The 22,790-nt window shown below is 66.1% G+C and carries 22 protein-coding genes; 10 read left to right on the forward strand and 12 right to left on the reverse strand.

Annotated elements, in window-relative coordinates; translation table 11 throughout:
* Positions 1-177: 177 nt before the first annotated feature.
* Positions 178-726: a single-stranded DNA-binding protein gene (gene ssb / locus ABT392_RS18365; protein WP_395384993.1), complete on the reverse strand. Its 549-nt coding sequence runs from the start codon at positions 724-726 to the stop codon at positions 178-180.
* 215 nt (positions 727-941) lie between these two features.
* On the opposite strand from ssb, the gene ABT392_RS18370 reads away from it, so the two are divergent.
* The 3 genes from ABT392_RS18370 to ABT392_RS18380 are packed head-to-tail and all read left to right on the forward strand — an operon-like array spanning position 942 to position 3,552.
* Positions 942-2,048: a sensor histidine kinase gene (locus tag ABT392_RS18370; RefSeq protein WP_395384992.1), complete on the forward strand. Its 1,107-nt coding sequence runs from the start codon at positions 942-944 to the stop codon at positions 2,046-2,048.
* Entirely contained in the window at positions 2,045-2,824 is a 780-nt protein-coding gene (locus ABT392_RS18375; RefSeq protein ID WP_334279573.1) for a LytR/AlgR family response regulator transcription factor, read from the forward strand. The genes ABT392_RS18370 and ABT392_RS18375 overlap by 4 nt, the downstream gene beginning before the upstream one ends.
* Entirely contained in the window at positions 2,821-3,552 is a 732-nt protein-coding gene (locus tag ABT392_RS18380) for a head GIN domain-containing protein (RefSeq protein WP_334279574.1), read from the forward strand. The genes ABT392_RS18375 and ABT392_RS18380 overlap by 4 nt, the downstream gene beginning before the upstream one ends.
* 10 nt (positions 3,553-3,562) lie before the next feature.
* Here ABT392_RS18380 and ABT392_RS18385 read toward each other — a convergent pair whose 3' ends face one another.
* Entirely contained in the window at positions 3,563-4,522 is a 960-nt protein-coding gene (locus tag ABT392_RS18385) for a sensor domain-containing diguanylate cyclase (RefSeq protein WP_334279575.1), read from the reverse strand.
* A 54-nt stretch (positions 4,523-4,576) separates the two neighbouring features.
* Here ABT392_RS18385 and recQ point away from each other — a divergent pair, with 54 nt between their 5' ends.
* Positions 4,577-6,451 carry a DNA helicase RecQ gene (gene recQ, locus ABT392_RS18390; RefSeq protein WP_395384991.1) on the forward strand — a complete coding sequence of 625 codons (1,875 nt, stop codon included), beginning with the start codon at positions 4,577-4,579 and terminating at the stop codon, positions 6,449-6,451.
* Positions 6,452-6,609: 158 nt separating this feature from the next.
* Here the strand turns inward: recQ and ABT392_RS18395 are convergent, their stop codons facing one another.
* From ABT392_RS18395 to ABT392_RS18405, 3 genes are all read right to left on the reverse strand, one after another.
* Positions 6,610-6,867 (reverse strand): hypothetical protein, encoded by a 258-nt coding sequence (locus tag ABT392_RS18395; RefSeq protein WP_395384990.1) that lies wholly within the window; start codon positions 6,865-6,867, stop codon positions 6,610-6,612.
* Positions 6,868-7,139: 272 nt separating this feature from the next.
* Positions 7,140-7,397 (reverse strand): hypothetical protein, encoded by a 258-nt coding sequence (locus tag ABT392_RS18400; protein ID WP_334279578.1) that lies wholly within the window; start codon positions 7,395-7,397, stop codon positions 7,140-7,142.
* 676 nt (positions 7,398-8,073) lie between these two features.
* Complete coding sequence (locus ABT392_RS18405) at positions 8,074-8,310, reverse strand: hypothetical protein (RefSeq protein WP_395384989.1); 237 nt, start codon at positions 8,308-8,310, stop codon at positions 8,074-8,076.
* 71 nt (positions 8,311-8,381) lie between these two features.
* Between ABT392_RS18405 and ABT392_RS18410 the strand changes: the two genes are divergently transcribed.
* From ABT392_RS18410 to ABT392_RS18425, 4 genes are all read left to right on the forward strand, one after another.
* Positions 8,382-8,522, forward strand: a complete 141-nt coding sequence (locus tag ABT392_RS18410; RefSeq protein WP_334279580.1) for a hypothetical protein — start codon at positions 8,382-8,384, stop codon at positions 8,520-8,522.
* Between the two features lie 37 nt (positions 8,523-8,559).
* Positions 8,560-11,463, forward strand: coding sequence for an excinuclease ABC subunit UvrA (uvrA, locus tag ABT392_RS18415; RefSeq protein ID WP_395384988.1), 2,904 nt, complete (start codon positions 8,560-8,562; stop codon positions 11,461-11,463).
* 86 nt (positions 11,464-11,549) lie between these two features.
* Positions 11,550-12,164 (forward strand): 2-hydroxychromene-2-carboxylate isomerase, encoded by a 615-nt coding sequence (locus tag ABT392_RS18420; protein ID WP_395384987.1) that lies wholly within the window; start codon positions 11,550-11,552, stop codon positions 12,162-12,164.
* Between the two features lie 41 nt (positions 12,165-12,205).
* On the forward strand, positions 12,206-12,586 hold the full coding sequence (locus ABT392_RS18425; protein ID WP_334279583.1) for a response regulator: 381 nt from the start codon (positions 12,206-12,208) through the stop codon (positions 12,584-12,586).
* A 103-nt stretch (positions 12,587-12,689) separates the two neighbouring features.
* Here ABT392_RS18425 and ABT392_RS18430 read toward each other — a convergent pair whose 3' ends face one another.
* The 5 genes from ABT392_RS18430 to ABT392_RS18450 form a co-directional block, all read right to left on the reverse strand.
* Complete coding sequence (locus tag ABT392_RS18430) at positions 12,690-13,106, reverse strand: SWIB/MDM2 domain-containing protein (RefSeq protein ID WP_282827914.1); 417 nt, start codon at positions 13,104-13,106, stop codon at positions 12,690-12,692.
* Positions 13,107-13,298: 192 nt separating this feature from the next.
* Complete coding sequence (locus ABT392_RS18435) at positions 13,299-14,411, reverse strand: alpha-hydroxy acid oxidase (RefSeq protein WP_395386810.1); 1,113 nt, start codon at positions 14,409-14,411, stop codon at positions 13,299-13,301.
* An 11-nt stretch (positions 14,412-14,422) separates the two neighbouring features.
* Positions 14,423-15,106 (reverse strand): Fe2+-dependent dioxygenase, encoded by a 684-nt coding sequence (locus tag ABT392_RS18440; protein WP_395384986.1) that lies wholly within the window; start codon positions 15,104-15,106, stop codon positions 14,423-14,425.
* 133 nt (positions 15,107-15,239) lie between these two features.
* Positions 15,240-17,519, reverse strand: a complete 2,280-nt coding sequence (locus ABT392_RS18445) for a TonB-dependent receptor (protein ID WP_395384985.1) — start codon at positions 17,517-17,519, stop codon at positions 15,240-15,242.
* 103 nt (positions 17,520-17,622) lie between these two features.
* Positions 17,623-18,330: an energy transducer TonB gene (locus ABT392_RS18450; RefSeq protein ID WP_395384984.1), complete on the reverse strand. Its 708-nt coding sequence runs from the start codon at positions 18,328-18,330 to the stop codon at positions 17,623-17,625.
* 165 nt (positions 18,331-18,495) lie between these two features.
* On the opposite strand from ABT392_RS18450, the gene ABT392_RS18455 reads away from it, so the two are divergent.
* Positions 18,496-18,852: a phage holin family protein gene (locus ABT392_RS18455; protein ID WP_334279587.1), complete on the forward strand. Its 357-nt coding sequence runs from the start codon at positions 18,496-18,498 to the stop codon at positions 18,850-18,852.
* Positions 18,853-18,860: 8 nt separating this feature from the next.
* Here ABT392_RS18455 and ABT392_RS18460 read toward each other — a convergent pair whose 3' ends face one another.
* Positions 18,861-20,441, reverse strand: a complete 1,581-nt coding sequence (locus ABT392_RS18460) for a M48 family metalloprotease (RefSeq protein ID WP_334279588.1) — start codon at positions 20,439-20,441, stop codon at positions 18,861-18,863.
* A gap of 67 nt (positions 20,442-20,508) precedes the next feature.
* Here ABT392_RS18460 and moaC point away from each other — a divergent pair, with 67 nt between their 5' ends.
* A complete protein-coding gene (moaC, locus tag ABT392_RS18465; RefSeq protein ID WP_334279589.1) occupies positions 20,509-20,991 on the forward strand; it encodes a cyclic pyranopterin monophosphate synthase MoaC in 483 nt (160 codons plus the stop codon).
* Between the two features lie 32 nt (positions 20,992-21,023).
* Here moaC and ABT392_RS18470 read toward each other — a convergent pair whose 3' ends face one another.
* On the reverse strand, positions 21,024-22,775 hold the full coding sequence (locus ABT392_RS18470; RefSeq protein WP_395384983.1) for a PglL family O-oligosaccharyltransferase: 1,752 nt from the start codon (positions 22,773-22,775) through the stop codon (positions 21,024-21,026).
* Between the last annotated feature and the right edge of the window lie 15 nt (positions 22,776-22,790).

The following is a 22,790-nucleotide window of genomic DNA, read 5'->3' on the forward strand; positions in this document are numbered from 1 at the left end:
GGCTCGCGCCCTGCCCCCTGGAATCAGAGCAACTCTTCATGTCCACAGCCTCCCTGCTGTTGTTGTCTGCCGTTCCCTGTGCGGGCTACGACATCAATAGAAATGAAATCGAAATGAAAAAAGCCCGCGGCGCCAAGCGCTGCGGGCTTCTTGCCCTTCGATCTTACAAAGAAGATCTCAGAAGGGGATGTCGTCATCCATGTCGTCAAAGCCGGTGGCCGACTTTGGGGCAGGCGCCGGTGCCTGGCGTGCGGCTGGCGCGCGCGGGGCCGGAGCGCGGCTTTCGCGCTCGTAGCCGCCACCGCCTTCATCGCCACCACCACCGCCGGCGCCACGGCCGCCGCGGGCATAGCCGCCGCCACCGCCACCGCCGCCGCCTTCGTCACCGCCATCACGGCCGCCCAGCAATTGCATCTGGTCGGCGATGATTTCGGTGGTGTAGGTGTCTTTGCCTTCCTTGTCCTGCCACTTGCGGGTGCGCAGGCGGCCTTCGACGTAGAGCGGACGGCCCTTCTTGGCGTATTCACCGACGATTTCGGCCAGCTTGTCGTTGAAGACGACGCGGTGCCATTCGGTTTCTTCCTGGCGCTCTCCGCTTTCGCGGTTCTTCCACTGGCGCGTGGTGGCCAGACTGATGGTGCAGAAAGCGACGCCGCTGGGGTTGTAGCGCAGCTCGGGGTCGCGGCCGAGGTTGCCGATGAGGATGACTTTGTTGACCGAGGCCATGGTGCAGCGCTCCGCTGGATGGAATCTGAAGGGGGCGATTATGCCGCCCACACCACATCATGGTCGCCAGGGGCCGGCGCCGACCTTGAAGCCTCCGTACGAAGTACTACGGCGCGAGCCCCCTTCGGATCGGCCGGGCGGAGGCTCATACCCACAATCCGGGATTTGGTCTGCCACCCGCCCGGCAGCGTCTGAGCCTTCCCTAAGATGCCGACATGCCCAGCCTGAAGAGCTCCAAGACCCCAGCCGGTGCCCGCACGAGCGCCCCGCTGCTGCTGGGCTATGGGGCGGCCTGTCTGGTGGCCTGGCTCCTTTTCGTGCTGGCGGGCACCGAGTTCCAGCGCGGGCTCTGGCAGTTGTGGGAGGCTGTTTACCAGGCCACCCTCACGCTGTGGGCGCCGATGCTGCTGGGCCTGGCCGTGCTGCCGCTGGCCCATTGGTTTGCGCGCCATGAGCCGGCGCTGCCCGTACTGCTCTTCGTCCACCTGCTTGCCGCCCTGCTGTTTTCCATCACCTGGCTGGGGCTGGACTACGGCGCTGCCCTGCTGCTGTTCGGCGCCGAGCATGCCGACGCCACGCTGGAGCAGAGCTTTCTTTGGCGGGCCATCTGGGGCCTCCTGGTCTACGCCGTGCTGGCCACCGGCTTTGTCGCGGCGCTGAACGCGCGCCGGGCCAAGCTGCTGGCGGTGACCGCAGCCCAGGCCGAGTCGGCGCTGGCCCGGGCCGAGCTGGCCGTGATCAGCGGCAAGCTCAATCCGCATTTCCTCTTCAACACGCTCAACTCCATCATCGCCCTGACCCGCAAGGACGCCCGGGCGGCCGAGGCCGCGTTGCTGCGCTTCTCCGGCATGTTGCGCTATGTGCTGGCCACCAAGCGCGAGGCCACCGACCGGGTCACGCTGCAGGAGGAGCTGGACTTCCTGCGCGACTACCTGGCGCTGGAGGCGCTGCGCCTGGGGCAGCGCCTGAAGATCGAATGGGAGCTGGACGAGCGCACGCTGGAAGACGAGATCCCGCCGCTCACGCTGCAGCCGCTGGTGGAGAACAGCATCGTCCACGGCATTGCGCCGCGCATGGACGGCGGCTGCATCACGATCAGCGCGCAACGCGATGCACTGACCGATGGCCTGAACCTGTGCGTGCGCGACGACGGCGAGGGCTGCGACCCGGCCCAGCTGGACGCCGCCTCGGCCCGCCCCGGCATTGGCCTCGGCGCCCTGCGCCGCCGCTTTGCCCTGGACTATGAAGGACGTGCGCGCCTGCGCGTGCACACCGCTCCCGGCGCGGGCTTTCGCGTCGACCTGTGGATTCCGCAATCATGAGCAACACAAAGATCACCACGCTGATCGCCGAGGACGAGCCCTTGGCCGCAGAAAGCCTGGCCGAATGGATCAAGGAGCTGCCACAGCTGGAGCTGCTGGGCATCGCGCCCAACGGCCCTGCTGCTCTGGAAGCGATCCGCGCCAAGCAGCCGGGTCTTGTCTTCATGGACATCAATATGCCCGGAATGACCGGCCTTCAGGTGCTGCGCGCGCTGGCCGAATCTGAAGCCGCGGGCCTGGGCCAGGTGCCGGCGGTGATCTTCACCACCGCCTATGACGAGCATGCGCTCGCCGCCTTCGAGCTGCATGCCGCCGACTATCTGCTCAAGCCTTTCTCGCAGGAGCGCTTCAACGAAGCCGTGGAGCACGCCTTGCAAAGGCTGCAAAGCAGCAGCGCGCTGAGCGAAGCGCTGAGCCAGGCCAGCCACGCAAGCGAAATGCCGGTCGAGCCGCTGCAGCGCATCCTGGTGCGCGACCAGGGCAAGATCTTCCCGATCAATGTCGAGGCGATCGAGTACCTGCGCTCGGACACCAAGTACACAGCTGTGGCCAGCCGTGGCAAGCAATACCTGGTGCGGCTGCCGATCACCGCGTTCGAGCAGCGGCTCGACACCCAGAGGTTCTTGAAGCTGCAACGCAGCTGCATCGTCAACCTGGACTTCGTCGAATCGATGACGCCGGACGACAACTCGCAGCTGGTGGTGCAGATGCAGGACGGCAGCCGCTTCACGGCCAGCCGCGAGGTTTCCAAGAAGCTGAGGGAGCAATCGATATGAGCACGATCAAGCACAAGGCCCTCTTCGCCACCGCACTGCTGCTGGCCTGCACAAGCGGCTGGGCCCAGACGGGCACGCCGCGTACCGGCCAGGTCTACAGCCTCGGCCCCTTCGAACGGCTGGAAGTCGCCGGCTCGGCCAATGTAAAGCTGGTGCAGGGCGACAAGGACGAGATCTTCATCGTCGGCGGCAGCGACATCCAGCGCAGCGTCGAGGTCAGCCTCTCGGGCGACCGCGTGCTGATCAAGCCCACCGGCACCTGGAAGTTCTGGAACAACACGCGGCTGCAGATCGACGTGGAGATGCGCCACATGACCCAGCTGGTGCTGTCAGGCTCCAGCGACTTGCATGCGCCCGGTCCGGTGAAGGCCGAGCAGCTGAAAATCTACATCTCGGGCGCCGGCCTGGCGCGCTTCGACGAGCTGCATTGCGAACAGCTGGGCTTCCATATTTCTGGCGCTGGCGAGGGCCAGCTGCGCGGCAAGGTGCGCGAGCTCGCCCTCAGCGTTTCCGGCAAGGGCAAGCTGCAGGCCGAGGAACTGCAGACGCAGAAGGCCGGCGTGTCGATCAGCGGCATCGGCAGCGCGGCGCTTTGGGTGATCGACGACCTCAGGGTCGGCGTCTCCGGCATCGGCAGCGTCGACTACTGGGGCAAGCCCAATCTCAGGCGCAGCAGCTCGGGCATGAGCACGGTGACCGGGCACGGCGAGAAGCGCACTGCGCAGTGAAGCGCCCGGCCTAACGGCCTCTTGATTGTTTTTGGCGGTACATCAGGCGATCGGCCTCGGCCAGCAGCGCCGCCGCATCTGCATGCTTGTCGGCATCGAAGTCGGCCCGGCCCACGCTGTGGCGCAGCGGATAGGCGGCCATGGCGTTGTGCTCGTAGAGCGCCAGCGTCAGCCGCTCCAGCGCGCGGTCGCAGTCCTGCTGCGTGGCATTGGTCAGGAGCACGGCAAACTCATCGCCACCCAGGCGCGCCACCACGTCAGACTCCCGGAAGGTGGAGCGCAGCAGCCGCGCGAAGGTCTGCAAAGCCTTGTCGCCTTCGGCGTGGCCGTAGTCATCGTTGATGCGCTTGAAGCCATCGAGATCGAAGAACAGCAGCACCGCCGGCCGTTTCATGCGCCGGCACATGCCCAGCGAATGACGGGCCAGCGCCTCGAAGCCGCGCCGGTTGGTCAGGCCGGTCAGCTCGTCCAGCGTGGCCAGCAGGAGGATGGCGAGCTCATGCTCCACCATGTCGGCCAGGTCGCCCAGGAGGGCCAGGTCTTCTTCGTTGAGCTGACGTGGCTGGGTATCGAGCAGGCACAAGGTGCCCACCGCATGGCCCGAGGGGCTGCGCAAGGGCCGGCCGGCATAGAAGCGGATATGGGGCGGACCGGTCACGATCGGGTTGTCGAAAAAGCGCTCATCCAGCAGCGCGTCGGGCACCACCATGGTTTCGGGACGCAGGATGGTGTGGCCGCAGAACGAGAGGTCGCGCGGTGTCTCCGTGATCCCCTCCATGCCCTGGGCCGACTTGAGCCACTCTCGCTCTGCGTCAATCAGGCCGACCAGTGCCATCGGCACATTGAACAAGCGTCGTGCCAAACGAGTAAAGCGGTCGAAACGCTCCTCGCGCTCGCTGTCCAGCAGGTGCAGCGACTGCAGCGCCTGCAGGCGTTCGGCTTCGTCAGCAGGAATGTCGGGAATCTTCATCGCTGGCCTTGTGGAGGGGTGCATCGGCAAAGTCCTCGACAATGCCGGTCTTCCATGACAAGACCAGACCATCATCCCGTGGCCCAGCACATCCTGCAAGAGGTGTTCGGCTACAGCGCCTTCCGCGGCGCCCAAGCCCAGATCGTTGAACAGGTGAGTGCCGGCGGGGACGCCCTGGTGCTGATGCCCACCGGCGGCGGCAAAAGCCTGTGCTACCAGATACCCGCCATCGCACGGCACCGCGCTGGGCAGGGTGTCAGCGTGGTGGTGAGCCCGCTGATCGCCTTGATGCATGACCAAGTTGGTGCACTGGAGGAGGCCGGTGTCCATGCCGCCTTCCTCAACTCCACCCTGAGCAGCGAACAGGCGCTGCATGTGGAGCGCGAAATGATGAGCGGCCGCCTGGTGATGCTCTATGCGGCGCCGGAGCGCGTCACCAATGCGCGCTTCCTGGCGCAACTGGATTCTCTCTACGAGCGCGGCCTGCTGAGCCTGTTCGCCATCGACGAGGCCCATTGCGTCAGCCAATGGGGGCATGACTTCCGCAGCGAATATCTGGCGCTGTCGCTGCTGCATGAGCGCTACCCGGATGTGCCGCGCATCGCGCTCACGGCCACGGCCGACGACCTGACCCGCGCCGACATCATCGAGCGCCTGAAGCTCGAAGAAGCGCGTGTCTTCATCAGCAGCTTCGACCGGCCCAATATCCGCTATTCCATCGTCGAGAAAGACGCCAAGCCGCGCGAGCAGCTCCTGCGCCTGATCCGCGACGAGCATGAGGACGAAGCCGGGGTCGTCTACTGCCAGAGCCGCAAGAAGGTCGAAGAAACGGCCGCCTGGCTGGAAGGCGAAGGCATCAAGGCCTTGCCCTACCACGCAGGCCTCGATGCAGCCGTGCGCCAGAAACATCAAGACCGCTTTCTGCGCGAAGACGGCATCGTGATGGTGGCCACCATCGCCTTCGGCATGGGCATCGACAAGCCCGATGTGCGCTTCGTCGCCCACCTGGACCTGCCCAAGAACATCGAGAGCTACTACCAGGAGACCGGCCGCGCCGGGCGCGATGGCGCGCCGGCCAACGCCTGGATGACCTACGGCCTCGCAGACGTGGTCAACCAGCGCCGCATGATCGACGAGAGCCCGGCCGATGAAGAATTCAAGAAGGGCCAGCGCGGCAAGCTCGACGCGCTCCTGGCGCTGGCTGAGGCCACCGATTGCCGCCGCGTGCGGCTATTGGCCTATTTCGGCGAAGAAAGCCAGCCGTGCGGCAACTGCGACAACTGCCTGAACCCGCCCGCGACCTGGGATGGCACCGACGCCGCGCGCAAGCTGCTCAGCTGCATCTACCGCTTCCAGCAAAACGGCGGCCAGCGCTTTGGTGCTGGCCACTTGATCGACGTCTTGCGAGGCAAGGTGACCGACAAGGTCACGCAATACGGCCATCAGAGCCTCTCCACCTGGGGCATAGGCGCCGACCTGCCCGAGGCGCAGTGGCGCGCGGTGCTGCGGCAATTGATCTCGTTGGGCCATGTATTCACCGAGGGGGAGTACATGACCTTGGTGCTGGCCGACAGTGCGAGATCGGTGCTGAAGGGCGAGGTGCGGCTGTTGCTGCGCGTGCCCAGCTTGCCGCCCAAGCGCTCATCCCGGACCACTCGCACCGGCAGCGCCAGCAGCCGCGCCAAGGTGGAGGCGCTGGACCTCGACAGCCAGGGCGAGCAGGTCTTCGAGGCGCTCAAGGCCTGGCGCGCCGAGGTGGCCAAGGAGCATGGGCTGCCCGCCTACGTGATCTTCCAGAACGTCACGCTGGCCGAGATGGCGCGCCAGCGGCCGGCCTCGCTGGACGAGCTTTCGCAGATCTCGGGGGTCGGCGCCAAGAAGCTCGAAGCCTATGGGCGTGAGATCCTGCGGGTTCTGGAAAGTTGCTGAACCCACAAGGGACCGCGCCTGCGCCCAAGGAGGCATCGGCCGACAGCGGTGACTGGGAATCCTTCTGAACCAGGAGGAGCAAGTCCTTCCAGGCATGCAAAAGGCCCGCCGAAGCGGGCCTTTTCATTTATTTATCGCGCTGACCTGGGTTTGCGAACTCAGCAGACGGCAGCCTTGCAATCGGCGGCGCTGGCAACTTGGTAGCTGCTGCGGCCTTCGATCACCACGCGGGGCAAGTGCACGATCTGTGCATGCTGGGCATCGACCGAACGCTTGCCGACCACCACCACGCGCTCCAGCTTGTGCACCGGCTGGGCATCGGCCACCGACAGATGGTCGGCCATGCTGGTACCGATTGCGGCTGCGCCGGCGACGGCGACCAGGGCAGTGAAGAGGGTCTTGGTGGCTGCGTTCATGGTGGGCTCCTTGGGGTGTTAGGACCGGAGGTCGTTGCGATGATTGAAGTGTCGTCATCGCTCCCTTGCAGAACCAGCGGCAGGCGATGGATGGCAGGCGCAGCGGCGTGAAATGCCGGTGACGACGACCGGCTGTCGCGCGAAGTTGAGAGCTTTCCCTCCGCACATGACTTCCGACATCAGCCTGTTTAAGCCTGCAATCGCCGGCCCAGAAACGACAAAGCCCGGCCTGGGCCGGGCTTCTCGAACACAGGGCTACCGAGCAGCTGTGTTCAGCAGACTTGCCTGTTCAGGCAAGCCGCTGCTTGCGCCACTTGCAGGTCGCTGCCGACCTGGTTGCGGCGGCCTTCGATAAGCACACGCGGCAGCTGGGCAATGTGCTCGACACCCATGCGCTTGCCAACGATCACCACACGCTCCAACTTGACGATCTTCGGCTGCGGTGCAGCGCCTTGGTAGGCCAGTGCGAAGGCACTCAACGTGGCGGCGCAGACGGTGGCAAGGACGATGGTCTTGGCGATGATGTTCATGATGGGCTCCTGGTGGGTTTGCTGTGTCGGTACCTGTAGTTTCGGCAAGCCGACTCTTGATTCCCAGGCGCGTGCGATGGGTCGCATGCCGGCACGGGCGAACGGCTTGCAATGCCGATGAACAGTGACTTTCGGCGCCCGCGCCGATTTCCGCCGATGCCTGTTGACGGCACGTAGCAGCCGTTCGCGTTGAAGCTCGTTCGCGCTGCCGAGGCCATCGGGTGAGGGCTTGTGCTCCTGTCCCCCGGACCGGGCTTCGCCCGATCCTCCTCCTTTACCTCGCCCAAACCCTCACCCGACACCCTCGGCCGAACCTGCGCATGCCACCAGGCGAAGGCCACAGTGGTGCGGATCAGGTCGGCAGTGGGTTTCCCGAAGCGAGGTAAAGGAGGAGGACCTGGCGCAGCCAGGGCCGGGGGACACGAGCGCAGGGGAACCCGCTGGCGGCCTGATCTTCGACCAACAGAGGAACAAGAAAACGAATGGCAGCAATGTGCCGGTTGGAGTCTTCCACGCAGGTCGGTGAAGGGACGCGAAAAAGGCCGGATGCTGGTGAGCATCCGGCCCTGATGAAATGACCTGAGCCGAGTCAGCGACGCACCTCGCGGATGCGCCCTTGACTCGGCTCAGTGCAAGGGGACGACGGTTGTTTGATTCATGCAGTCACCGTCCCAGATCAGCCACGCAGTGCGGCGCGACGAGCGTTCAGTGCCAGGCGTGTTTGCTGGCTCAGCAGGCTGCGGCCTTCAACAACGACGCGTGGCAGTTGCACGACTTGCTGGCTCTGCCCCGACTTGCCGGTGATGACGACGCGGGGCAGTTGCTCGATCTTCTGCGGGGCAGCAGCGGCAAAGGTGGCGGTGGCGGTGGCCAGCAGGCTGGTGGCGACGAGGGCTTGGATCAGATTCTTCATGATGGACTCCTTGGGGTTCGGTTTGCTTTGTGTCTTCACAGCCCAATTGCTGTGTCGATGGAGTCAGTATCGTGAGCCACCCCGGCCGCTGCGAGGCGGATGCGATGGATGGCATGAAATACGTCGCCAGCTGCAAGTCATGGCAGCTGAACCGTGCGCCCGCACAGCGTCCCGGCCCGCAGATCACGGCCAAATGGCTGCTCGGCCTATGATGGCGAGTTCTCTTCCCCTGCCCGCTTGCTGTCCGCCATGTCCGATGTTCCCCGCCCCCAGCCAGAAGCCACCTTGATCAAGGTGAGAGGGGCGCGCACCCACAATCTGAAGAACATCGACGTCGACCTGCCGCGCAACCAGCTGGTGGTGATCACCGGACTGTCGGGCTCGGGCAAGTCCAGCCTGGCCTTTGACACGCTTTATGCAGAGGGCCAGCGCCGCTACGTGGAAAGCCTCTCGGCCTACGCCCGCCAGTTCCTGCAATTGATGGACAAGCCGGACGTGGACGTGATCGAGGGCTTGTCGCCGGCGATCTCGATCGAGCAGAAGGCCACCAGCCACAACCCGCGCTCCACCGTGGGCACGGTGACCGAGATCCACGACTACCTGCGCCTGCTCTATGCCCGCGCCGGCACGCCCTTCTGCCCGGACCACCACCTGCCGCTGGAAGCACAAAGCATCGGCCAGATGGTCGATGCAGTACTGGCCATGCCCGACGAAAGCAAGCTGATGCTGCTGGCGCCCGTCGTGCGCGACCGCAAGGGCGAGTTCGCCGAGCTGTTCCAGGACCTGCAGGCCCAGGGCTATGTGCGCTTCCGGGTTGACGGCGTGACGGTCGAGGCGCCGGACATCCCGACGCTGAAGAAGGCCGAGAAGCACGACATCGACGTGGTGGTGGACCGCATCAAGATCCGTCATGACGCTGCCGATACCTTGCGCCAGCGCCTCGCCGAGAGCTTCGAAGCCGCCTTGCGGCTGGCCGAAGGCCGCGCGCTGGTGCTCAACCTGGACAGCAGCGAAGAAACCATCTTCTCCAGCAAGTTCGCCTGCCCGATCTGCAGCTACTCGCTGCCGGAGCTGGAACCGCGACTGTTTTCATTCAACTCGCCGGTGGGCGCCTGCCCAAGCTGCGAAGGCCTGGGCCAGGTCACCGTGTTTGACCCGGACCGCGTGGTGGCCTTCCCGACGCTGAGCCTGGCCAGCGGCGCTGTGAAGGGCTGGGACCGCCGCAACGCCTATACCTTCTCGATGCTGGAAAGCGTGGCCGCGCATTACAGCTTCGACATCGACCTCGCCTTCGAAGATCTGCCGGACCAAGCCCGCCAGGTGCTCCTGCATGGCTCGGGCAGCGAAGACATCCAATTCAGCTACCAGGCCGAAACGGCGACTGGCAAGAAGCGCAGCGTCAAGCGCTCCCATCCCTTCGAAGGCATCCTGCCCAATCTGGCCCGGCGCTTCCGCGAAACCGACTCCAGCGCCGTGCGCGAAGACCTGGCCCGCTACCAGGCCGCCAAGCCCTGCCCGCACTGCGAAGGCTCGCGCCTGCGCCGCGAGGCGCGCCACGTGGTCCTGCAGCCTGCCGATGCCGCGCCGGGCTTCAAGGGCCGGCCGATCTACGACGTCGAGCACGCCACGCTGCGCGAATGCCTGGAGTATTTCGAAGGCCTGCAGCTGAAGGGCGCCAAGGCCGAGATCGGCGGCAAGGTGATCCGCGAGATCGCCTCGCGCCTGCGCTTCCTGAACGACGTGGGCCTCAATTACCTGAGCCTGGACCGCAGCGCCGACACACTCTCTGGCGGCGAAGCCCAGCGCATCCGCCTGGCCTCGCAGATCGGCTCTGGCCTGACCGGCGTTATGTATGTGCTCGACGAGCCCTCCATCGGCCTGCACCAGCGCGACAACGACCGCCTGATCGCCACGCTGCGCCGGCTGCGCGACCTGGGCAACTCGGTGCTGGTGGTCGAGCATGATGAAGACGCGATCCGAGCGGCCGACCATGTGTTGGACCTCGGCCCCGGCGCCGGCGTGCATGGTGGCCGCATCATGGCCCAGGGCACGCCAGCCGAAGTGGCGGCCAATCCCGAGTCGCTGACCGGCCGCTACCTCAGCGGCGTGGAGCGCATCGAAGTGCCGGCCGAGCGACACAAACCAGCGGAGGATGCGGGCAGGCTCAAGATCGTCAACGCGCGCGGCAACAACCTGAAGGGCGTGACGGTCGAGATCCCCATTGGCGTCCTGACCTGCGTCACCGGCGTTTCGGGTTCGGGCAAGAGCACGCTGGTGAACGACACGCTTTACGCGGCCGTGGCCAAAAAGCTCTATCAAAGCCACCAGGACCCGGCGGCGCACGACGAGATCGAAGGCATGGACGCTTTCGACAAGGTCATCAACGTCGACCAGTCGCCGATCGGCCGCACGCCGCGCTCGAACCCCGCAACGTACACCGGCCTGTTCACGCCGATCCGCGAGCTCTTCGCCGAGATGCCCACTGCCCGTGAGCGCGGCTACGGCCCCGGCCGCTTCAGCTTCAATGTCGCTGGCGGCCGCTGCGAGGCCTGCCAGGGCGACGGCGTGATCAAGGTGGAGATGCACTTCCTGCCCGACGTCTACGTTCCCTGCGACACCTGTCACGGCGCGCGCTACAACCGCGAGACACTGGAGGTGCTCTACAAGGGCAAGAACATCACCCAGGTGCTCGGCCTGACGGTGGAAGACGCCTATGCCTTCTTCAGCGCCGTGCCAACGCTGGCGCGCAAGCTGCAGACGCTGCTGGATGTGGGCCTAGGCTACGTGAAGCTGGGGCAGAGCGCCACGACGCTGTCTGGCGGTGAGGCGCAGCGCGTGAAGCTGGCGCTGGAGCTCTCCAAGCGCGACACCGGCCGCACGCTCTACATCCTGGACGAGCCGACCACCGGCCTGCATTTCGCCGACATCGCGCTGCTGCTCAAAGTCCTGCATCAGCTGCGCGACGCGGGCAACACCATCGTCGTGATCGAGCACAACCTGGACGTGATCAAGACGGCCGACTGGCTGATCGACATGGGCCCGGAAGGCGGCTCGGGCGGGGGCCAGCTCTTGCTGGCCGGCACGCCGGAACAGTTGGCCGACCACGAAGGCAGCCATACCGGGCGCTATCTGAAGCCGCTGCTCGGACGCTGACGCCAGCGGGCAAAAACCCCTGGCTGCACACCGGACACGAGCGGACTAGACTGGCTGCCCGCCTTTCCCTTGCAGGAAACCAGACCATGGCCTCGACCCTTTCGGTGGACTACTACTTCGCGCCCAACTCGCCCTGGACCTACCTCGGCCATCAGCGCTTTACCGAGATCGCCAAACGCCACGGTGCGGTGGTGAGGATCCTGCCCTGCGACCTCGGCGGCAAGGTCTTTCCGGTGTCCGGCGGCCTGCCGCTGGCCAAGCGGGCGCCGCAGCGCCAGGCCTATCGCCTGGTCGAGCTGCAGCGCTTCAGCGAATGGCTGGACGTGCCCCTGACCTTGAAGCCGCGCTACTTTCCGGTGCAACCGGACGATGCGGCCAAGCTGATCATCGCGGTGGACCTGCTCGACGGCGCCGAGGCCGCCATGAAGCTCGCTGGCGCCATCCTGCGGGCTGTCTGGGTGGAAGAGCTCAACATCGCCGACGAGCGCGTGCTGGCCGATCTCGTGGCTCGGCAAGGCCTGGCACCGCGTCGTATCGAGGACGGCCATTCGCAGGCCGCGGCCGAGCGCTACGACCTCAACACGCAGCAAGCCATCGACGCCGGCGTGTTCGGCGCGCCAACCTATGCGGTCGAAGGCGAGCTGTTCTGGGGCCAGGACCGGCTTGATTTTCTCGAGCGCCGCTTGCAGCGCTCGCGCTGATTCGGCCCGGCCCACGCAGAACGCTGCTACGCTCTGCGGCCATGCCCCGCGTCATCTACATCGAAGACGACCGCCTCAATATGGTGCTGATGGAAGAGGTGTTCCGCCTGCTGCCACCCGAGCAGCAATGGCAGCTCGATTGCGCGGAGACCGGTGCCGAGGGCCTGGCGTTGCTGGCCGCCTCGGGGGCGGACCTGATGCTCGTGGACATGAACCTGCCGGACATGAATGGCCTGGAACTGCTCTCGGCGCTGCGCGCGAATGCCGCGCTGCCGCAGCCGCCCTGCATTGCCTTGTCGGCCGATGCGCTGGATGAGCACATCGCCGCCGCGCGAAAGGCCGGCTTTGTCGACTACTGGCTCAAGCCCATTGATGTCTTGAAGCTGCTCGCCGCCCTGCGTCGTCAACTCGGCCTGCCCTGAAGCAAAGGCCTCGTGCACAGGTTGATGGCGCAGGCATAAAAAAACCCGGCCGGGGCCGGGTTTGTTGCTGCGGCGGCGCGGCTGCGAGAGCCGCGCCAGCGCTTCACTTCAAGTGGCTGTTGATCAGCTTGGTCATCTCGAACATATCGGCCTTGGCCTTGCCGAAGATTTCCTTCAGCTTGGCATCGGCGACGATGATGCGCTTCTGCACCGCGTCTTGCAGCTTGTTCTTCTTGATGTACTCCCAGACCTTCTTGGTCACGTCGGTACGCGGCAGCGGTGCCGAGCCGACGATGGCGGCCAGTGCAGCGGAAGGCGTCATGGCCTTCATGAATGCTGCATTGGGAGTCCGCTTCTTCGCGGGAGCAGCGGCCTTCTTGGCGGGTGCAGCCTTCTTCGCAGGAGCTGCTTTCTTCGCCGGAGCGGCCTTCTTGGCCGGAGCCGCCTTCTTGGCCGCCGGAGCGGCTTTCTTAGCCGGTGCCGCCTTCTTGGCGGGGGCGGCCTTCTTCGCAGTTGCCATTTCGATTCTCTCCATCAAAGGTTGTTGATGTGCCGGGTCCGGGGGAAGGTCTTGACCCTTCGTTTCTCTCTAGCACCCTGCGCAGCGAATGGTACTGCGCACCTCTCGCATTGAGAAGGCTCTCATAGAGGAACTTTGCGACAAGACACGATGAAATCGGCCTTGTTTACCCTTGGTTGTCGCTCGCGTGCATCATTCGTGCGCGCTCTGGAGCAACTGCGGCCCGATGTCGGAGCGCGTGCGGCAACCACAGAGGGCCATCGCGATCTCGTATTCATCGCGCAAAAGCCGGATCGCATGCGCCGCTCCATGCGCGCCCGCAGCGGCCAGCGCGAACACATAGGGACGGCCCAGCAGCACCGCATCGGCGCCCAGCGCGAGCGCCTTCAGAACGTCGGTGCCGCGGCGGATGCCGCCGTCCACCAGCAGCGGCACCTCCGGCCCGAGCGCCGCACGCATGCGGCGCAAGAGCGCGGCGGAAGGCGGCAAGGCATCGAGCGTGCGGCCGCCATGGTTGGACACGACAAAGCCTGCAACGCCGAGCGACAGCGCCTGCCGCGCGTCATCCGGGTGGTGGACACCCTTGAGCAGCAGCGGCAGCTTGCTGTGCTCGCGCAGCCATTGCACCTCCGCCCAAGTAGCGGCGCGGGCCATCAGGCCATCGAACATCAGGCTCTGGCCGGGCTGCAGATCGATGGCCTTCTTCAAGCCGCCGAGATTGACCGCGCGCACATCGGCCGGCAATGCGAAGCCGGCGCGGCGCTCGCGGTCCCGCGCGCCATGCACCGGTGCATCGACCGTCAGCACCAGGGCTTCATAGCCTGCGCGCTCGACCCGCTTCAGCAACTCGCGCATGAAGTCGCGGTCGTCTCGCCAATAGAGCTGGAACCACAGCGGCCCGCGTTGCGGCTCGCCGGCGAAGGCAGCGGCAATCGACTCCATCGGCATGCTGGACTGTGCGCTGAGGATCATGCCGGCAGCTTGCGCGGCTGCTGCATGCGCCACGCCGAGCTCGCCATCGGCATGGGCCATGCGCTGATAGGCAATCGGCGCCAGCAGGATCGGATGCGGCAGTTCGCGGCCAAGCAGCGTGACCCGCGTGTGGCCGCCGCTCAAGTCGCGCAGCACGCGCGGCTGCAAATGAATGGCATCCCAGGCAGCGTGGTTGGCGCGCAGCGTCAGCTCGTCCGCCGCACCGCCGCTGAAGTAGGCCCAGGCCTGCTCGCTCATCCGCGCCTGCGCATGCGCCTCGAAGTCGGTGAGGTTTACGACGCCCGCGGGGATGGGCTCCAGGCCTTGCTGCATCGCGTCGGCCATCAGGTGTCGGCCCACATGCGCAGCAGGTTGTGATAAGTGCCGGCCAGACGTGTGGTGGCCTCGCTGTCGCCATGCTCGGTGCGCAGCTGCATCAGGGCCTGGTCGAGCTCGAACAGCAGGCGGCGCTGCTCGTCGCTTCGCACCATGCTCTCGATCCAGAAGAAGCTCGCCAGGCGCGCACCGCGCGTGACCGGCTCGACGCAATGCACGCTGGTGCCGGGGTAGAGCACCGCGTCGCCGGCCTCGAGCTTGATGCGCTGCTCGCCGAAGGTGTCTGCTATCACCAGCTCGCCGCCCTCGTATTCATCGGGCCCGGCCAGGAACACGGTGCAGGAAACGTCGGTGCGCACGCGCTGCATGCCGCCGGGGATGTAGCGGATCGCCTGGTCCACGTGCTTGCCATAGCGGTTGTTCGCGCCGGCATAGCGGTTGAACATCGGCGGCAACACGCGCTTGGGCAGGGCCGCCGAGAAGAACAGCGTGCTGCGTTCCAGCGCGCCCAGCACCAGTTGCTGAAGCGTCTGGCTCTCGGCGCCGTCTCGCGGCAGCTGCTCATTGTGCTTGACCTGTGCGGCCTGGCTGCCGGCGGTCAAGGCGCCGTCGATCCAGCTGGCACCAGACAGCAGTTCGCGGGCCTGCCGCAGTTCGGCAGGGTTCAGGACTTGGGGAACTCGCAGCAGCATGGTTGCCACCTTAGCAAAGATTGGCCGGCACGCATTGATCCATCACAGCGTCAGCGTCCGGGCAGGCGACCCGAAAAGAAACGGCGCCGGCCGGAAGGTCCGACACGGCGCCCAACATCCCCTGAAGGACAGATCAGAACTTGAAGCTCGCAGTCAGCTGCAGCAGGCGGCCAGCACCCGGAATGTAGTGGCCGGTATAGAGCGAATCGGCGTAGAGCTTGTTGGTCACATTGCTCAGGTTGGCCTTGAAGACCAGCTTCTCCTGCACCATCGTGTACTCGGCCATCAGGTCACCGGTGATGAACTTGTCGGCGTAGAAGCCCGGGTTGCGATTGGGCTGCTGAGCGCTGCGGGCGTTCAGGCCGCCGCCCAGGCGCAGCTGCGGCGTGATCTGGTAGGTGGTCCAGAAGGTGCCGGAGTACTGCGGCGTAAGCGATGGGCGGGAGCCCTGGCCTTCAGCGCCGGGCGCCGCGATGTCGATCTTGGCGACCGGCATCCACATGAAGGACGAGAACACTTCCCAGCCCGGCGCGAGGCGGCCGGTGAAGTCGACTTCGAAGCCGGCAGCATGACGCTTGCCCGACAGCGTGACCAGGTCGACCAGTGGGTCGGTATTGCGCTCGTGCAGCTTGGTCGAGCGGAACAGGGCCAGGCGGGTGGTGAAGTTGCCATCCGAGGAATCGAGCTTGGCACCGAGTTCGATATTGACCGACTGTTCCGGCGGCGTGTTCTGGTTCGAAGCGCCGAGCGAGTAGGCATCGCCCGAGGTGTTGAAGGACGTGGCGCCGCCGAAGTGGAAGGACATCACGGCATTCGGCTGGAACAGCACGGCAGCGCGCTTGCTCCATTCCGAGACCTTCATGCGATAACTGGTCGTGGTGACCGGCGTGACCGCCGCATTGGGAATGCTGAAGGTGTTGTAGTCGCCCTTGAGCCAGTCGTAGCGCACGCCGGCCAGGACCTTCCATTGCGGTGCCAGCTGGATCAGGTCTTGCAGGTAAGCGCCGGCAGCGTTCGAGGTGTACTCGTTGGCGACGCGGAACTTGCGCAGGCTCTCGTCGATCGAGGCGCCGTCGCTCGGTTTGCCCACCGTGGTGCCCACCTTGGTCGGCGACACGCCGCCCTGGGCAGCGCTCAGCGCACCATAGACCTGCTTCTCTTCCTTCGAGTAGTCGACCCCGGCCTGCAGCGAGTGGCCGACACCCAGGGCATCGAACTTCGAGCTGAAGTCGCTCTGGGCCGACAGCGTCTGCAGGTCTTGCACCTTCAGCTGCGTGCCGCGCGTGATGACGGTGTTAGGGCCGAATGTCTCCAGCGAAACGCCCAGGCGGTCAGGCTGCGAAGTCGCGCCTGCGAATCGCACGGTGCCGGCGCGCTGGTCGCGGGTGTAGTCGGCCTTGCGAATCTTGGTGGTGACTTCGGTCCTGGGCGAGAAGCGGTGCGTGTGGCTCAGAAGAGCCCAGGCGGCACTGCCGGCATTGCGGTCACTGGCCATGCCGTAGAAGGCGCTCGGGTCCACCGGAATCGTCGTGGTCTCGCTGGTCGGCGCACTCAGCGTCGGCCGGATCCAGGGCATGCCGTAGTTCATGCCGTTGTCGTTGTCGAGGTAGTACAGCGTGGCGGCGAACTCGTCGACTTCGCCGATACCCAGGCGGTAGGTCGCGGCCAGGCCACGCTTGTCCAGCGAGCTGCCGGCGCCGTTGTTGTCGGCCTTGGTGACCATGGCGCCAATGCGCAGGGCCTCGCCATCGCCGGTCTTCATGTTGAAGTCGCCAACGACGCGGGCGTACTCATGGCTGCCCAGGGTGACATCGATCTGGTTTTCATTCAGCAGGCGAGGGCTCTTGCTGACCTGGTTGACCGCGCCGCCGGTGGAGCCGCGGCCGAACAGCATCGAGGCTGAGCCGCGCAGCAGTTCCAGGCGGTCGTAGAAGAAGGTGTCGCGCTCGTAGAAGGCCGGGTCGCGCATGCCGTCGATGAACACGTCGCCGGTCGCTTGCAGCGGAAAACCGCGCAGGCGGATGTCTTCTTCGCCGCCTTCGGCCGCCATGAACGTGATGCCGGCGGTGTTCTTCAGCACGTCCTTCATCGTGTCGAGGTTGCGGTCGTCGATCAGCTTCTCGGTCACGACCGTGATCGACTGAGGAATGTCGCGCAGTTCCTGCTTGCCCTTGCCGATCTGGGTCTCGGTGGCTTGATAGTCTTCCTTGCCGCTCTTCTCCACCGTGGCCTTGGCACGCACCACGGGCAGCGTGGTTTCAGCTGGCGTGGCCGGTGCGCTCGCTGGCTTGGAAGGTGCAGCCGGCGTCGTGGCCGTCTGGGCCAAGCTGGCCGAGGCCAGGCCGAAACCGGCGGCCAGCGCGCCCAGTGGCAGCAGCGCGTGCGGCATGGTCTTCTTGATCTTGTTGGACATGATGTCGGATCTCCTCAAATGAATTCAGGCAAAGCGCTGCCCAGGGTCGCCACACGGGCGGCCTTGTCAGCGGTGGATTACTGGGTCTGAGTGCGGCGGCGACTCAGCGCACGAGTTCGTAGGACAGCGGCGCGACCACTTCCCATTCGATCGGCTGACCGTTCTCGGTCTGCGGCACGAAGCGGGCGCTGCGCATGTCCTGCAGCGCCTGCTGATCGAGGCGGTCGAAGCCGCTGGATTTCTTCAAGCTGATTTCGCGCGGACGCCCGTTCACATCGACGATCACGCGCAGGTAGACGATGCCCTGCTCACCCAGCCTGCGCGACAGCGTCGGCACCAGCAGCCGCGGCTCGTTCAGGTAGCGCACCGCGCCGGCAGGAATGGTCTTGATGGCGGGCGGCGCGGGCGGCTGCGCGGGCGCTGTAACGGCGGTGGGCGCAGTCACTTGCGGCTGAATCGGCGCCGGCGGCGGTGGCGCCACGGTCACTTGCGGCGTGACAGCCGGCGCGGTGATCTGCACCTCGGGCACGGGCACGGTCAGGGCCGGAATCTGCATCTGCGGCAGCTGCGGCTGTGCCACCACGGCCACCTGCGGCTTGGGTAGCTCGCTGTCTGCAATCAGGCTGACCACGATGGGCTTGGCCTTCTGCACCACCTGGCTCACCAGCTCGTGCTGCAGCAATCCCCACAGGAAGAGCAGATGCAGCACCAGCACGCCCAGGGCCAGGCGGCGGCGTGGTGCCTCGGCGTAAGGCGCAGTGCCTGGAATGGCGGCACCGAAGTTGGCAGAGAGTGCGAGGGTCTGACTCATCACAAGGGTCAAGCTGGGTCGCGAGCGCATCGACTGGCCTCGCGTTGCCGAAGCTTAACACAAATGCGAACGATTCCTATTGCCATTCATATCTTGTCGCTTCGCGTCGCTTTCCTGCTCCAGCTCCCGATGCCGAGTGCCCGGGCGCGCCTGTATGCTCGGGCCATGAAGACCCTTGTGCGATGGTTCCTACTTGCCACGGCGCTGCTGCTGCTGGCGCACCTCTACCCGGGCGTCGAGGTCAAGAGCTTCGTCTCGGCGCTGATTGCGGCCCTGGTGCTGGGCCTCTTGAATACGCTGCTGCGGCCCATCCTCGTGCTGCTGACCCTGCCGGTCACGGTGCTGAGCCTGGGTCTCTTCCTGTTCGTGATCAACGCGCTGATGTTCTGGGCTGCGGCCAATCTGCTGGAAGGCTTTGCTGTCAGCGGCTTCTGGGCGGCGCTGATCGGCTCGCTGATCTACAGCCTGTGCGGCATGGTGATCGACGTGGCGATGGAGCGCCTGTTCCCGGCGGTTGAATAGCCTGGCTGTCAGGGCCGCTCGGCACCCGGCGGCACGCCGCGCGGGTACATCTCGGCCAGCAACTGGCGCTGCTCGTAGATCAAGGTGCGCAGACGCGCATCGATGACCGATGCTTCGATCTGGTCGGAGTCGCGGCTCCTTGACTGGCGCAGGCCGGAGCGCAGGCGGTCGATGGCGCCGCCCAAGTCACCCACGGCAGCCCGCGCCTCACCCTGCGCGCGCACCGCGCGCAGCGGCTGGTTCAAGCGCTCCCACAACTGCGCCAGCTGATTCCAGGCAGTGGCATCGCGGTTGTTGACGGCGACATAGGTTTGCAAGCCATCGGCAGCATCACGCGCCGTGGCCAGGTCGGGATCGGTCATCCCGATCTTGGCCCGCTCCAGCAGCATCACGCGGCTGCGCTCGCCATCGAGCTGACCCAGCGCCGTGAGTGCAGCTTGCGGACGACCGCGCGCCACCGCCAGTTCAGCGGCGAGATAGTGCAAGGCGCGCAAGCCGCGTGAGTCGGACCCCAGGCGCGCCAGCTCAAAGTAGGCAGCGCCCAAGGCGGCCTCGGCGCGATCAAAGTTGCGCATCTTTATCGAGGCCAGGGCGCTTGCATAGCGAGCGCCCAGCTGCTCGAAGCTCTTGCCATCGACCGTGCGCGCGCCGGCATCGAGGTTCTGCAGCTGCGCCCAGGATTCGGCACGCGGGTCCATCAGCACGCGCGAGCGCGCAGCCATCAGCACATGCTCGGCCGCACTGCGCGGCCGCTCCCAGCTGCCGGTGCCCAGGCGGGCGCGGGCATCGCCGATGCGCTCGCTGGTCAGCGGGTGGGTGCGCAGATAGGGATAGGCGCCGGAATCGTTCAGGTGATTGGCCTGCTCGAGCCGCTCGAACATCGCGTACATGCCGGTGCCGGCATAGCCCGCTTCCGTCAGCACGCCGAAGCCGACGCGGTCGGCCTCGCGCTCCATGTCGCGCGAGAAATTGAGGGAGGCCTGCTGGGCCGCCGCCTGGCCGCCGACCATGGCCGCGTTGGCCACGTCCGCGCTGCCGCCCTTCACTGCCACCAGCAGGCCCGCCAGCATCGCTGCCGTGGCGAGCAGGCTGTTGCGAGATTCCTGCGCCACAGAGCGCGCGATATGCCGCTGCGTGACGTGCGACAACTCATGCGCCAGCACCGAGGCAAGTTCATCGCGGGTGCCGGTCATCGCGATCAGGCCCAGATGCACACCGACATAGCCGCCGGGCAGTGCAAAGGCATTGACGCTGCGGTCCCGCACCAGGAAGGGCTCCCACGCGAAGCGCTCCTTGACGTCCTCACCCAGGTTGCCGGTTCGGGTTGCTGCGCCGACCAGCGGCTGCCAGAGATTGCTGATGTATTCGAACAGCAGCGGATCGTCGAGGTAGTCCGGGTCGAGCTTGATCGAGCGCATCACCTGGTCGCCGATACGGCGCTCGTTGCTGATGCTGAATTCGTCCGAGACCGCGTCGCCCAGCGAGGGCAGGTTGACCTGAGCGTGCAAGCGGGTTTGCGGGCCCAGCATCAGCAGCGCGCTGAGGCAAGCCACGGCCAGGCGGCTGGGTCGGTTCAGGGAACGGGACATGGCATCGGCACCGGGGAGCAAGGCCCCTATCATGGCAGAGACTGTGTCTCCGGATTGTTTCCAACCCATGAACTCGCCTCTGACCCATTTCGACGCTCAAGGCCAGGCCCATATGGTCGATGTGGCCGCCAAAGCCGAGACCCACCGGGTCGCGGTGGCGGCCGGCCGCATTCGCATGCTGCCGGCCACGCTGACGCTGATCCAGAGCGGCACGGCCAAGAAGGGCGACGTGCTGGGCGTGGCGCGCATCGCGGCCATCCAGGCAGCCAAGCGCACGGCGGAGCTGATTCCCCTGTGCCACCCATTGCCCATCACGCGGGTGGCCGTCGATTTCGAGATCGATGAACAAGCCCATGCCGTGAACTGCCGTGCCCAGGTCGAAACGCTGGGCCGCACCGGCGTCGAGATGGAAGCGCTCACCGCCGTGCACATCGGCCTGCTCACCATCTACGACATGTGCAAGGCCGCCGACCGCGGCATGGTCATGGAGCAGATCCGCGTGCTGGAAAAGCAGGGCGGCAAGTCGGGCGAGTGGCGCGCCGAGGTGTAGGCCCCGGCGCAGGCACACACACACTCGAGCGCTCAGCGCATTTCCTTGAAGCTGTAGACGCGGCTCGGTGGGTCGCACTGGAAGGGTCGCGCCGCCCCTTCGGCCAACGGCGCGGCGCACTCGGCCAGCCATTCCTCTGCCTGGGCATTGCGGAATTCTTTCAGGCGCTGCACCAGATAGCGGGCCCGGTCGTCGTCGCCGGTCGCATGCAGCGCCTGCGCCCAGGCCATCATCAGGCGCACATCGATCAGGTTATGCCCAGTGCGCCTGGCCGCATCCAGCGAAGCTTCGCTGACACCCAGGCTCGTTGCTGCCGCGTACTCGGCCTGAGGCGCGAAAAACAGGCTGGCCTGCCCGTCAGCAATGCGCTGCTGCAGCGGGCCGGCGTTTTCGGCCGGCGCATAGATGGCCACCACGGAGCGGTAGTCACGCAATGCAACAGCGCTCCCGAACACCATCAGCAGGCCGCCAAGCAAGAGTACATGGCTGCTGCGCGAGCCCTGTGACGACATGCTCGCCGGTGCCTGGGCCGGCATCAGGCACAGGCCAAAGGCATAGGCTGTCGGAAGCAGAAAGTAGGCATACCAGAGCGGGTACTCCAGCAGGCTGTGCAGGCCGATCATCAAGACCAGCATGAAGGCGCAACGCAGCATCGCCCCCTGCTCCCCGTGCTGGCGCTGCCCCGCCGCGAAGGCCCGCCAAAGCGACCAGAGCAGCAAGCCGAGCACTGCGCAAGCCAGCGGCACGCCCAGCTCGACGAGCAGCTGCATCACCAGGTTGTGCGTGTGATCGAAGAAGGCGATCGGACGGTCCGGGAACGGCGTCATCGTCCAGGCGAGATTGAACTCGCCCCAGCCCACGCCAGTGAGCGGATAGGCCAGGACCAGCGACCAGGCATTGCGCAACACGCCCAGGCGCGAGGGCGAGCCGGCACCTTCGGCGAGGCGCGACTCGGCGCCAAAGGCGTGGCCACCCGCATGGGCCCACGCGGCCATCAGCTCCCAGCTGGCCCACAGCATCAAGGGCGTGAGCAGCAGGGCGATGCGGCTGGTGCGGCTCAGCTTGCCGTCCAGCCAGTCCAGCAAACCCCAGAGCGCCAGCAGGCCGACGCCGATCATGCCGGTGCGGGAGGCCGTCAGCACCACGCAGAACACGAATGCGAAGAGAACCAGGGGCAGAAGCGCCATGCGCGAGCGGCGCCAGCTGCCATATCGTTCGGACAGGAACACGGCCGCGATGCAGGCCCACAGCAGCAGGCTGGCCAGATGGTTGGGCTGGCGCATATTGCCGACGGCACGGCCGGCAATGCCCGAGCGCGCGATCCAGCTGCCGTCCGCCCATTGCGGCGCGAACACCTGCACCAGTGACACCCCGACGCTGGCCAGGCCCGCCAGCAGCAGCGCCCAGGCCAGGCCCTCAAAGGCCCGCACCCTCAGTTCAGCGCTGGTGCCCGCCGCCGCCAGCAGGACCAGCAGCGCCGCGCCTACCAGCCCAAGTCCGCTCAGGGCCAGCGAGCTTGGCAAGCCGGTCCAGAACGGTGACGCGACGATGGCCGCCATCAGCAGGAACAAGGCCCAACCCGCTGCCGGCATGCGCGTCGCCAGGCGCTGCCCATTGGCCGCCAGCAGCGCCAGGACCACGCCCCAGGCGGCCAGCGAAGCCAGCTGATTGAACAGCGTGGCGGAAGGAGTGAGGTTGTAGGCCAGCAGGGGCGGGACGGCAGCGGCCAGCAAGATGACCAGCGCAGCCGGGTTCAAGGCATCAGGGCGTGTCGACGGTTGCATCCGGATCGCTTCAGC

Origin of the sequence: Paucibacter sp. JuS9, from assembly GCF_044043925.2 — a bacterium.
In the GTDB taxonomy this organism is placed as follows: Bacteria; Pseudomonadota; Gammaproteobacteria; order Burkholderiales; family Burkholderiaceae_C; genus JAUASW01.

Excerpts from the sequence above, each read along its gene's own strand:
- ABT392_RS18440 (WP_395384986.1), bottom strand. The coding sequence starts at position 15,106 with ATGCTGCTGCGAGTTCCCCAAGTCCTGAACCCTGCCGAACTGCGGCAG.
- moaC (WP_334279589.1), top strand. The coding sequence starts at position 20,509 with ATGAACTCGCCTCTGACCCATTTCGACGCTCAAGGCCAGGCCCATATG.
- ABT392_RS18420 (WP_395384987.1), top strand. The coding sequence starts at position 11,550 with ATGGCCTCGACCCTTTCGGTGGACTACTACTTCGCGCCCAACTCGCCC.
- ABT392_RS18400 (WP_334279578.1), bottom strand. The coding sequence starts at position 7,397 with ATGAACATCATCGCCAAGACCATCGTCCTTGCCACCGTCTGCGCCGCC.
- ABT392_RS18445 (WP_395384985.1), bottom strand. The coding sequence starts at position 17,519 with ATGTCCAACAAGATCAAGAAGACCATGCCGCACGCGCTGCTGCCACTG.
- ssb (WP_395384993.1), bottom strand. The coding sequence starts at position 726 with ATGGCCTCGGTCAACAAAGTCATCCTCATCGGCAACCTCGGCCGCGAC.
- ABT392_RS18455 (WP_334279587.1), top strand. The coding sequence starts at position 18,496 with ATGAAGACCCTTGTGCGATGGTTCCTACTTGCCACGGCGCTGCTGCTG.
- ABT392_RS18380 (WP_334279574.1), top strand. The coding sequence starts at position 2,821 with ATGAGCACGATCAAGCACAAGGCCCTCTTCGCCACCGCACTGCTGCTG.
- ABT392_RS18430 (WP_282827914.1), bottom strand. The coding sequence starts at position 13,106 with ATGGCAACTGCGAAGAAGGCCGCCCCCGCCAAGAAGGCGGCACCGGCT.
- ABT392_RS18370 (WP_395384992.1), top strand. The coding sequence starts at position 942 with ATGCCCAGCCTGAAGAGCTCCAAGACCCCAGCCGGTGCCCGCACGAGC.
- ABT392_RS18435 (WP_395386810.1), bottom strand. The coding sequence starts at position 14,411 with ATGCAGCAAGGCCTGGAGCCCATCCCCGCGGGCGTCGTAAACCTCACC.
- ABT392_RS18460 (WP_334279588.1), bottom strand. The coding sequence starts at position 20,441 with ATGTCCCGTTCCCTGAACCGACCCAGCCGCCTGGCCGTGGCTTGCCTC.
- ABT392_RS18450 (WP_395384984.1), bottom strand. The coding sequence starts at position 18,330 with ATGAGTCAGACCCTCGCACTCTCTGCCAACTTCGGTGCCGCCATTCCA.
- recQ (WP_395384991.1), top strand. The coding sequence starts at position 4,577 with ATGACAAGACCAGACCATCATCCCGTGGCCCAGCACATCCTGCAAGAG.
- ABT392_RS18470 (WP_395384983.1), bottom strand. The coding sequence starts at position 22,775 with ATGCAACCGTCGACACGCCCTGATGCCTTGAACCCGGCTGCGCTGGTC.
- ABT392_RS18425 (WP_334279583.1), top strand. The coding sequence starts at position 12,206 with ATGCCCCGCGTCATCTACATCGAAGACGACCGCCTCAATATGGTGCTG.
- ABT392_RS18375 (WP_334279573.1), top strand. The coding sequence starts at position 2,045 with ATGAGCAACACAAAGATCACCACGCTGATCGCCGAGGACGAGCCCTTG.
- uvrA (WP_395384988.1), top strand. The coding sequence starts at position 8,560 with ATGTCCGATGTTCCCCGCCCCCAGCCAGAAGCCACCTTGATCAAGGTG.
- ABT392_RS18395 (WP_395384990.1), bottom strand. The coding sequence starts at position 6,867 with ATGAACGCAGCCACCAAGACCCTCTTCACTGCCCTGGTCGCCGTCGCC.
- ABT392_RS18405 (WP_395384989.1), bottom strand. The coding sequence starts at position 8,310 with ATGAAGAATCTGATCCAAGCCCTCGTCGCCACCAGCCTGCTGGCCACC.
- ABT392_RS18385 (WP_334279575.1), bottom strand. The coding sequence starts at position 4,522 with ATGAAGATTCCCGACATTCCTGCTGACGAAGCCGAACGCCTGCAGGCG.